We start from the raw sequence: 9,558 nt of genomic DNA on the forward strand, positions 1-9,558 counted from the left end.
AGTTTCAAGCGTTTTAGAGCAAAGATTTTATTAACACATAAGTATAAAAAAGTGGGTGTTCATGTTGGATAAGGGAGAAGTAAGATTTACTTCACCCCAACATTTGACGTTGAACCTTTTTACTGGATTGCTACTATACTCCCCCATAAGTAATTACTACCTTAATTCTATTCTCCGATTTTTTCTTTCACAGTTAATTACATGTGGTTCTTAAATTTGGACCTTCTTCAAAATAAGGAGCATAATAAATGGGGAAAGCACCTACCATTCCTATGCACCTTATTAGTCTAATCCCTATGATTTTTGTTTTAATTGAGAAGGTAATATTCGATTACGATATCTTAGATACAAAACTATGATAAAATTAGAAATATTATGTACTTAGATTTGTTATCTTGAAATGATGGTAATTTTAAGATATATTCGTTATGGATAAAAACGCATGAAACGTTTAATAATAGGTAGCTAAAAAGGTTTAAATAAATAAATGGAGGCCAAATGAATGGAAAATCGGTACGCAGTTATTTTAGCTGCAGGACAAGGTACACGAATGAAATCTTCCCTTTATAAAGTACTACATCCTGTTTGTGGAAAGCCAATGGTACAGCATGTTTTAGATCAAGTCTCAAAGTTGGATTTGACGAAAATTGTAACGGTTGTAGGGCACGGTGCTGAAAAGGTAAAAGCAGAGCTAGGGAATACGAGTGAATATGCACTTCAAAGTGAACAATTAGGAACTGCTCATGCTGTTATGCAAGCTTCGTCATTTTTAGAAAATGAAGAGGGAACGACAATCGTGATATGCGGTGACACACCTCTTATTACTTCTGACACAATGTCAGCTTTATTAGCTCATCATAAAGAAACGAATGCGAAGGCAACAATTTTAACAGCTAAGGCTGATGATCCAACAGGATATGGCCGAATTGTTCGTAATAATGAAGGAACAGTTGAAAAAATCGTAGAGCATAAAGATGCATCTGAATTAGAAAGAAGTATTACGGAAATAAATACTGGTACATACTGCTTTGATAATAAAGAATTATTTCAAGCATTAGCAAACGTTTCTAATGATAATGTTCAAGGAGAGTACTATTTGCCGGATGTAATAGAAATCCTAAAAAAAGAAGGCAAGGTAGTTTCGGCTTATCAAACAGATTCATTTGATGAGACATTAGGTGTTAATGATCGAATTGCTCTTTCTCAAGCAGAAAAAATTATGAAACGTCGGATAAACACTGAACATATGAGAAATGGTGTTACTTTAATCGACCCTGAGAATACATATATCTCTCCTGATGCAGTAATAGGTCGTGATACAGTTATTTATCCAGGTACAATTATTTCTGGTTCTACGACGATTGGTGAGAATTGTATTATCGGACCAAACAGTGAAATTAAGGATTGCACTGTATTAAATGAAACAACAATTCGACAATCTGTTGCACATGACAGTCATATTGGAAATCGTGTAGCGATTGGTCCTTTTGCACATATTCGTCCATTATCGTCCATTTCTGATGAGGTGAAAATCGGAAACTTTGTTGAAATTAAAAAGTCAACAATCGGAAAAGGAAGTAAGGCTTCACATCTAAGTTATATTGGGGATGCAGAGGTTGGTTCTGATGTAAATCTTGGTTGTGGTTCAATAACTGTTAACTATGATGGGAAAAATAAATTCCTAACGAAAATTGAGGATGGAGCATTTATTGGATGTAACTCGAATTTAGTTGCACCGGTTACAGTCGGTGAAGGTGCATATGTAGCTGCAGGCTCAACAATTACGAGTGATGTACCAGGAAAAGCATTATCAATTGCGCGGGCACGCCAAGTAAATAAAGAGAATTATGCTGACCGAATAAATAATAAAAATTCCTAATGGAGGTTTTCACTTAACCATGTCTAATCGCTATGGAGATTCAAATCTAAAAATATTCACATTAAACTCTAATCCAGCTTTAGCTAAGGAAATCGCCGATATTGTAGGGGTGGACTTAGGAAAGAGTTCTGTCACACGATTTAGTGATGGAGAAATTCAAATTAACATCGAGGAAAGTATCCGTGGCTGTGATGTATACATTATTCAATCAACAAGCGGTCCTGTTAATGAACATTTGATGGAACTATTAATCATGATAGATGCATTAAAGCGTGCATCTGCAAAAACGATTAATATTGTCATTCCATATTATGGATATGCTAGACAAGACAGGAAAGCAAGAGCGAGGGAACCAATTACAGCAAAGCTTGTAGCAAATCTAATTGAAACAGCTGGTTCTACTCGTGTTATTACATTAGACATGCATGCTCCACAAATTCAAGGATTTTTTGATATTCCAATTGACCACTTAATGGGTGTACCAATTTTAGGGGAATATTTCCTTGAGAAAAATTTAGAGGACATCGTCATTGTTTCTCCAGACCATGGTGGTGTAACACGTGCGCGTAAACTAGCTGATAAATTGAAAGCTCCAATTGCGATTATTGACAAAAGACGTCCAAGACCGAATGTAGCTGAAGTGATGAATATTGTTGGTAACATTGAAGGAAAAACAGCGATTCTAATCGATGATATTATTGATACAGCTGGGACAATTACGTTAGCAGCAAATGCTCTTGTAGAAAATGGAGCAAAAGAAGTATTTGCTTGCTGTACACACCCTGTTTTATCAGGCCCAGCAATTGAGCGGATTCAAAATTCAAAAATAAAAGAACTAGTTGTGACGAATTCAATTGCCATGCCAGAGGAAAAAAGAATCGACAAATTGGTTGAATTATCAGTAGCACCTTTAATTAGTGAAGCGATTATTCGCGTGCATGAGAAACAATCTGTAAGTTTATTATTTGATTGATAAAATAATGCTTATTCCTAAAATAATAAGGACTTCGAATTTGAACAATTCGAATCAGTCACTTAATTATAATGGAATAAGCCTTTTTTATATTGCGTATCATGTTTATCCCTTCTTATTTTTGGGCAAACCATTATGGTGAAGAACATTGAGTAGGAGGGTGTAGAAATGACAACAATACAAGCGATTAATAGACATGAATTTACAAGATCGGCAAAAAGGAAAATTAGAGAGGCTGGACAAATTCCGGCAATTGTTTACGGGAAGACAACAGAAAGCAAGCCTGTCGCAATAGATAGTATCCAGCTATTGAAAACGATCCGAGAGGAAGGGAAGAATACAATTATCGATTTAAATGTTGATGGTTCTTCTCAAAATGTGATGCTATCAGACATGCAAACAGATCCGTTAAAAAACGAAGTAATCCATGTTGATTTTCAAATTGTTGATATGAAAGCAGATATTGAAGTAAATGTCCCAATTCAGTTAATTGGAGAGGCACAAGGTGTGAAAGATGGTGGGGTGTTACAGCAATCCACTCATGAAATTACAATTAGTGCTAAACCAGGTGATATACCTCAAACAATTGATGTTGATATTTCAAATTTAGCTGTGAATGAGGCGCTTTTATTGAAGGATGTAGTGAAAAATGGAAGCTACACATTCATCCAGGATGGCGATTTAGTAATTGCGTCCATCCTTCCACCACAGCAGGAGGAAGAAATTGATAGCGGTGAGGAACAAGAACCAGGAACTCCTACAAATGAAGAAGGGCGCGAGGAATAATACAAAACGGGTTTATGGTTGACTGTTTGGCTAAGTGTTGCAAAACAGTGTGTCTTAAGCAGTGGATACGCCGAATAAGCCTGAAGGAAATTAACCACACAACACTAGTTATTTAAGTAGCTATAACATTTACGTAAACTGTGCTGTAAACATATGATTTGAAAAAAGAAGACAATAAGTGTCAGTTCTCAGAGGATGTCTTATGTAGAACGATTTTCTACAAATGATCATGAGTACTGACACTTTCATTTATTGACACTTCTTTTTGTGCTAATGTTATATAATAATAGTAGTAAGTACAATTAGATACAGAATTAGGAGGGTTTCGATATGAAACTTATAGTTGGTCTAGGAAACCCTGGTAAACAATATGAACATACAAGACATAATGTAGGTTTTATGGTTATTGATAAGCTCGCAAAAGAATTATCGATCCCGCTAGATCGCCAAAAATTTAATGGGTTATATGGAATGGGTCATATTTCAGGTGAGAAAGTCATATTATTAAAACCACTTACTTATATGAATTTATCAGGAGAATGCATACGTCCTTTAATGGATTACTATGATATAGACAATGATGAAATCGTTGTAATTTATGATGACCTCGATTTGCCTGTAGGAAAAATTAGATTAAGAACAAAGGGCAGTGCAGGTGGACATAATGGAATTAAATCAATGATTTTACATTTGGCAACACAGGAATTTAATCGTATTCGCATAGGTATCGATCGCCCCAAAAATGGTATGAAGATAACTGATTATGTATTAGGGCGCTTTACAGAAGAAGAACAAGCAGACCTGATTGATACAATAAATCGTTCAGCAAATGCTTGTGAAAAATGGGTATCATCATCTCCATTTACTCAAGTAATGAATGAGTTTAATTAAACGGAATATTACGGCATATACAATAATAAAACATATAGTGAAGGAACTCTTATAGTCTTTATTTGATAGAGTAGCTCATATGTATATCATTCCTGTAAAACGTACATACTAGGAATAAATAACCTTTTTCAGGAGGTACATATGGCTCTGCATTATCATTGTAGACACTGTGGCGTTAAGGTAGGAAGCATTGATAATATATCAGTAACGAGTGAGCAGCTTGGCTTCGATCACTTGAATAATGAAGAAAGACAAGAGATGATAACGTATCAGCAAAATGGTGATATTCACATAAAAACAATTTGTGAGGATTGTCAGGATGCATTAAATCGTAATCCCGACCTTCATCAATATGAACGTTTTATTCAATAAGAGCTTTGGGCAAATCCCAAAGCGTTTTTCTGTTGAGATCTTCCCGAGAAAGGGATTTTAATCAATATATTGCATGATATTTTAAATAAACAATCTATGACTTTATCTGAGAGGAGGGCTAATCTTGATTAGTTTGCAGACTTATTTTACTGAGACGGATGATTATAAAACGATTGTTTCAGGAATAGAAGAAGGACTGAAAGAACAGTTAGTTGCTGGCTTATCTGGTTCTGCAAGGACTGTATTTACTTCAGCTCTTTATAATGGATTAAATAAATCACTATTAGTAGTTACACATAATCTTTATCAAGCACAAAAGGTATATGAAGATTTGGTTAACCTTTTGAATGAGGATGTTTATCTTTACCCTGTTAATGACTTAATTGCTTCTGAAATCGCCATTGCTAGCCCTGAATTAAAGGCACAAAGGATTGAAGTGTTGAATAGGTTGGCGGAAGGAAAGCAAACTGTTGTCGTTACTCCTGTCGCTGGTATAAGACGATTGCTGCCACCGATGGATTTATGGAGAGAAAGTCAAATTCGTTTGACGGTTGGACAAGATATTAATCTTGATAGTCTTCTAAATAAAATTAGTTCCCTCGGGTACGAAAGAACGGACATGGTAAGCTCACCTGGGGAATTTAGTGTTCGTGGCGGTATTTTAGATATCTATCCACTTACAGAGGAGCATGCGGTACGAATTGAGCTGTTTGATACAGAGATTGATTCGATACGAACATTTAACAGTGAAGATCAGCGGTCAATTCAAATGCTTAAGGATATATCAATTGGTCCTGCAAATGAAATGATTATAAATAGTGGAACGAAAGAAAAAACGATTCAAGCTGTTGAGACTGGATTAGCAGCAAGTCTAAAAAAATTAAAAGATGAAAAACAAAAGGAGCTTTTACTCGAAAATATCCAATTTGATTTGGAGCGTTTACGTAACGGACAGTTTGAACAGGATCTTTTTAAATATTCGTCGCTCTTCTATGATAAGGCTACTAGTTTACTAGACTATTTTCCAAAGAAATCTATCGTTATTTTGGATGAAATTGGTCGTATTCATGAAACATTTGATCAATTAAATAAGGAAGAGGCTGAGTGGTTTACTAGCCTGCTTGAGGATGGCAAAATACTACATAACGTAAAGCTATCACATTCTTATGTAGACGTCGTTTCAAAATCCACTCACTCACTCGTTTATCTATCATTATTTTTGCGACATGTACCACATACGAGTCCGCAAAATATTTTGAATTTGTCATGTAAGCAAATGCAAAACTTCCATGGGCAAATGAATGTCTTGAAAAATGAGTTAGAGCGTTGGAAGAAATCAAACTATGCCGTTGTTTTTCTAGGAGTAAATGATGAAAGAACTAAAAAACTAGAACAGGTTTTAGAAGACTACGAAATCACAACAACGACAATAAAAAAAGGAGCTGCTCTTGTTAGCGGAAAGGTCTTTATTATGGAAGGTGACCTGCAAACAGGCTTTGAACTTCCTATGCAAAAGCTTGCCGTGATTACTGAAGAGGAGTTATTTAAGAAGCGAGTTAAGAAACAGGTTAGAAGACAGAAGCTTTCGAATGCGGAGAGAATTAAGAGCTACTCTGAGCTTGAAATTGGTGATTATGTCGTACATGTCAACCATGGGATAGGGAAATATCTTGGAATTGAAACATTAGAAATTAACGGTATTCATAAAGATTATTTAAATATTCGTTACCAAGGTAGTGACCAATTATATGTCCCAGTAGATCAAATTGATCAAGTACAGAAATATGTTGGTTCAGAAGGCAAAGAGCCTAAAATTTATAAGCTTGGCGGAAATGATTGGAGAAAGGTTAAAAAGAAAGTTGAATCATCTGTCCAGGATATAGCGGATGATTTAATTAAATTGTATGCGGAAAGGGAAGCTAGTGAAGGATATGCATTTTCTCCAGACGGCGAAATGCAAAAAGAATTTGAATTGGCCTTTCCATACCAGGAAACAGAAGATCAGCTCCGTTCAATTCAAGAAATTAAACGAGATATGGAACGAATCCGTCCAATGGATAGACTCCTTTGTGGAGATGTAGGTTATGGAAAAACAGAGGTTGCGATTAGGGCTGCTTTCAAGGCAATAGCTGATGGGAAACAGGTAGCATTATTAGTGCCTACAACAATTCTAGCTCAGCAGCATTTTGAAACAGTTCGTGAAAGATTTCAAGATTACCCAATTACGATTGGGCTATTAAGTAGATTCCGAACTAGAAAAGAAATAACTGAGACAAAAAAGGGGTTGGCGAATGGTACAGTCGATATGGTGATTGGTACACATCGATTATTATCAAAGGATATAACCTACAAGGATTTAGGTTTACTTATTATTGATGAAGAGCAAAGATTTGGTGTAACTCATAAAGAGAAGATAAAGCAATTAAAGACAAATGTAGATGTACTTACACTAACAGCAACGCCAATACCGAGGACGTTACATATGTCCATGCTAGGCGTTCGTGATTTATCGGTAATTGAAACACCGCCAGAGAATCGCTTTCCTGTTCAAACTTATGTTGTCGAGTATAACGGTGCGCTTGTAAGAGAGGCAATCGAAAGAGAACTAGCGCGTGGTGGTCAAGTATTTTTCTTATATAACCGTGTGGAGGATATTGAGCGTAAGGCAGAAGAGATTTCAATGCTCGTTCCTGATGCAAGAGTAACCTATGCGCATGGAAAAATGACGGAAAATGAGCTTGAGTCAGTAATGCTAAATTTCCTTGAAGGTGAGTACGATGTTTTAGTAAGTACAACGATTATTGAAACAGGTGTAGATATTCCGAATGTTAACACGTTAATTGTTAATGATGCAGATAAGATGGGATTATCTCAGCTTTATCAGCTTCGAGGAAGAGTAGGTCGCTCAAATCGTATAGCATATGCTTATTTCACTCATCGAAAGGATAAAGTGTTAACAGAAGTAGCAGAAAAAAGGCTTCAAGCGATTAAAGAGTTTACAGAATTAGGATCTGGTTTTAAAATTGCAATGCGAGATTTGTCAATAAGAGGTGCAGGGAATTTATTAGGCGCTCAACAGCATGGATTTATTGATTCAGTAGGATTTGATTTATACTCACAAATGTTAAAAGAAGCAATTGAAGAAAGAAGAACAGATAAGCCTAAGGAAAAAGTAATTGATGTTGAAATTGATTTACAGGTAGATGCATATTTACCACAGGATTATATTTCTGATGGTCGTCAAAAGATTGATATGTATAAGCGTTTCAGATCAATAACATCGTTACAAGAATTAGAGGAGCTTCAAGAGGAAATAGTCGATCGATTTGGAGAATATCCAATTGAGGTTGATTATTTATTCCAAATAGCAACGATTAAAGTATTTGCTATGCAAGAACGTGTCGAGCTTATCAAGCAGGAAAAGGAAATTGTAAATATTTTAATTGAAGAAGAAGCGAGTAATCGAATTGATGGTCATCTTCTTTTTGAACTAAGCTCAAAGCACAGCAGAACAGTTGGTCTTGGAATGGACGGAGGAAGACTGAAAATTACCGTTAATACAAAGGGATTATCAGAACAACAATGGTTAGCTATTATAAAAGAGCTATTAAATGGATTAGCTCATGTGAAAAAAGAGGGAATCACACAAAACTAATTGGTTTACCACACAATATGTTTGGTTAAGCTGAATAATTTTACGACGAACAAAAAATATGAAAAAATCACTTTCTTATGTATATTACAAAACATGTGTAGGATACTAAATTCAACAAATGGTGATTGTTACATAAAAAGAAAACTCCTGTCATATCTTTGAAATCTTGTCGAATAAATCATAACTAAATTAAATGTAAATTCACTAAAAACAGGGGTTTAAAAACAATCATCTTTTTTCCTATCATCCGATGAAAGTGAGGCAACATAAGATGAAAGCAACTGGTATAGTTCGTCGTATTGATGATTTAGGTCGTGTAGTAATTCCAAAGGAAATTCGGAGAACACTCCGAATTCGCGAAGGAGATCCACTAGAAATTTTTGTTGACCGCGATGGTGAAGTGATCTTAAAAAAATACTCACCGATAAGTGAACTAAGCGATTTTTCAAAGGAATATGCAGATGCACTTTACGACAGTTTAGGTCATCCGGTATTAATCTGTGATCGAGATACGTATATTGCGGTTTCAGGTGGTTCGAAAAAGGATTACTTAAATAAAAACATTAGTGAAGTTGTCGAGCGGGTAATGGAAGAGAGAAGTTCTATCTTAAAAACAGATGGTGGAGAAACTCAGATTATCGAAGGGGTAAGTGAGGAAGTTAAATCGTATACGATTGGACCGATTGTCGCTAATGGTGACCCAATCGGAGCAGTTATCATTTTTTCGAAGGACCAAGCAATTGGCGAGGTTGAGCATAAAGCAGTTGAAACAGCTGCTGGGTTTTTAGCTCGCCAGATGGAGCAATAATCGTAAGAAAAAGGGGTAGCAAATGGGGAGGCCACTGAAAAAGTCTCTATATCTTTAATAAAGCGAAGGCTTCCCCGATATTATGAGGAAGCCTTCGCTCTTTTCATTTATAATAGATATATAAACTCTAGGTGGTGTTCGCATGATCTCCAATCAACAATCTCTAAACCTCAGTCCATATTCTGGTATTTACG

Annotated in this window: 7 protein-coding genes; all 7 read left to right on the plus strand. The window is 35.8% G+C overall.

Annotated features, from left to right (window positions below; all coding sequences use genetic code 11):
* Nucleotides 1-502 precede the first annotated feature (502 nt).
* The 7 genes from glmU (at nucleotide 503) to spoVT (ending at nucleotide 9,364) form a co-directional block, all read left to right on the plus strand.
* Complete coding sequence (glmU, locus tag ACTJJ9_RS25530; RefSeq protein ID WP_145585114.1) at nucleotides 503-1,879, plus strand: bifunctional UDP-N-acetylglucosamine diphosphorylase/glucosamine-1-phosphate N-acetyltransferase GlmU; 1,377 nt, start codon at nucleotides 503-505, stop codon at nucleotides 1,877-1,879.
* 19 nt (nucleotides 1,880-1,898) lie between these two features.
* Nucleotides 1,899-2,852, plus strand: coding sequence for a ribose-phosphate diphosphokinase (locus tag ACTJJ9_RS25535; RefSeq protein WP_095303497.1), 954 nt, complete (start codon nucleotides 1,899-1,901; stop codon nucleotides 2,850-2,852).
* A 168-nt stretch (nucleotides 2,853-3,020) separates the two neighbouring features.
* A complete protein-coding gene (locus ACTJJ9_RS25540; protein ID WP_145585116.1) occupies nucleotides 3,021-3,638 on the plus strand; it encodes a 50S ribosomal protein L25/general stress protein Ctc in 618 nt (205 codons plus the stop codon).
* Between the two features lie 330 nt (nucleotides 3,639-3,968).
* Nucleotides 3,969-4,529, plus strand: coding sequence for an aminoacyl-tRNA hydrolase (gene pth, locus ACTJJ9_RS25545; RefSeq protein ID WP_145585118.1), 561 nt, complete (start codon nucleotides 3,969-3,971; stop codon nucleotides 4,527-4,529).
* Between the two features lie 141 nt (nucleotides 4,530-4,670).
* Entirely contained in the window at nucleotides 4,671-4,901 is a 231-nt protein-coding gene (locus ACTJJ9_RS25550) for an anti-sigma-F factor Fin family protein (RefSeq protein WP_095303502.1), read from the plus strand.
* Between the two features lie 124 nt (nucleotides 4,902-5,025).
* On the plus strand, nucleotides 5,026-8,556 hold the full coding sequence (mfd, locus tag ACTJJ9_RS25555) for a transcription-repair coupling factor (RefSeq protein ID WP_145585121.1): 3,531 nt from the start codon (nucleotides 5,026-5,028) through the stop codon (nucleotides 8,554-8,556).
* A gap of 271 nt (nucleotides 8,557-8,827) precedes the next feature.
* Nucleotides 8,828-9,364: a stage V sporulation protein T gene (gene spoVT / locus ACTJJ9_RS25560; protein WP_095303506.1), complete on the plus strand. Its 537-nt coding sequence runs from the start codon at nucleotides 8,828-8,830 to the stop codon at nucleotides 9,362-9,364.
* The last annotated feature ends 194 nt before the right edge of the window (nucleotides 9,365-9,558 follow it).

The organism is Metabacillus sp. 22489 (assembly GCF_052044855.1).
In the GTDB taxonomy this organism is placed as follows: Bacteria; Bacillota; Bacilli; order Bacillales; family Bacillaceae; genus Metabacillus; species Metabacillus niabensis.

What these genes read in the sequence shown, in the direction of transcription:
- spoVT (WP_095303506.1), top strand. Translation starts at nt 8,828, where the DNA reads ATGAAAGCAACTGGTATAGTTCGTCGTATTGATGATTTAGGTCGTGTA.
- ACTJJ9_RS25550 (WP_095303502.1), top strand. Translation starts at nt 4,671, where the DNA reads ATGGCTCTGCATTATCATTGTAGACACTGTGGCGTTAAGGTAGGAAGC.
- glmU (WP_145585114.1), top strand. Translation starts at nt 503, where the DNA reads ATGGAAAATCGGTACGCAGTTATTTTAGCTGCAGGACAAGGTACACGA.
- pth (WP_145585118.1), top strand. Translation starts at nt 3,969, where the DNA reads ATGAAACTTATAGTTGGTCTAGGAAACCCTGGTAAACAATATGAACAT.
- ACTJJ9_RS25535 (WP_095303497.1), top strand. Translation starts at nt 1,899, where the DNA reads ATGTCTAATCGCTATGGAGATTCAAATCTAAAAATATTCACATTAAAC.
- ACTJJ9_RS25540 (WP_145585116.1), top strand. Translation starts at nt 3,021, where the DNA reads ATGACAACAATACAAGCGATTAATAGACATGAATTTACAAGATCGGCA.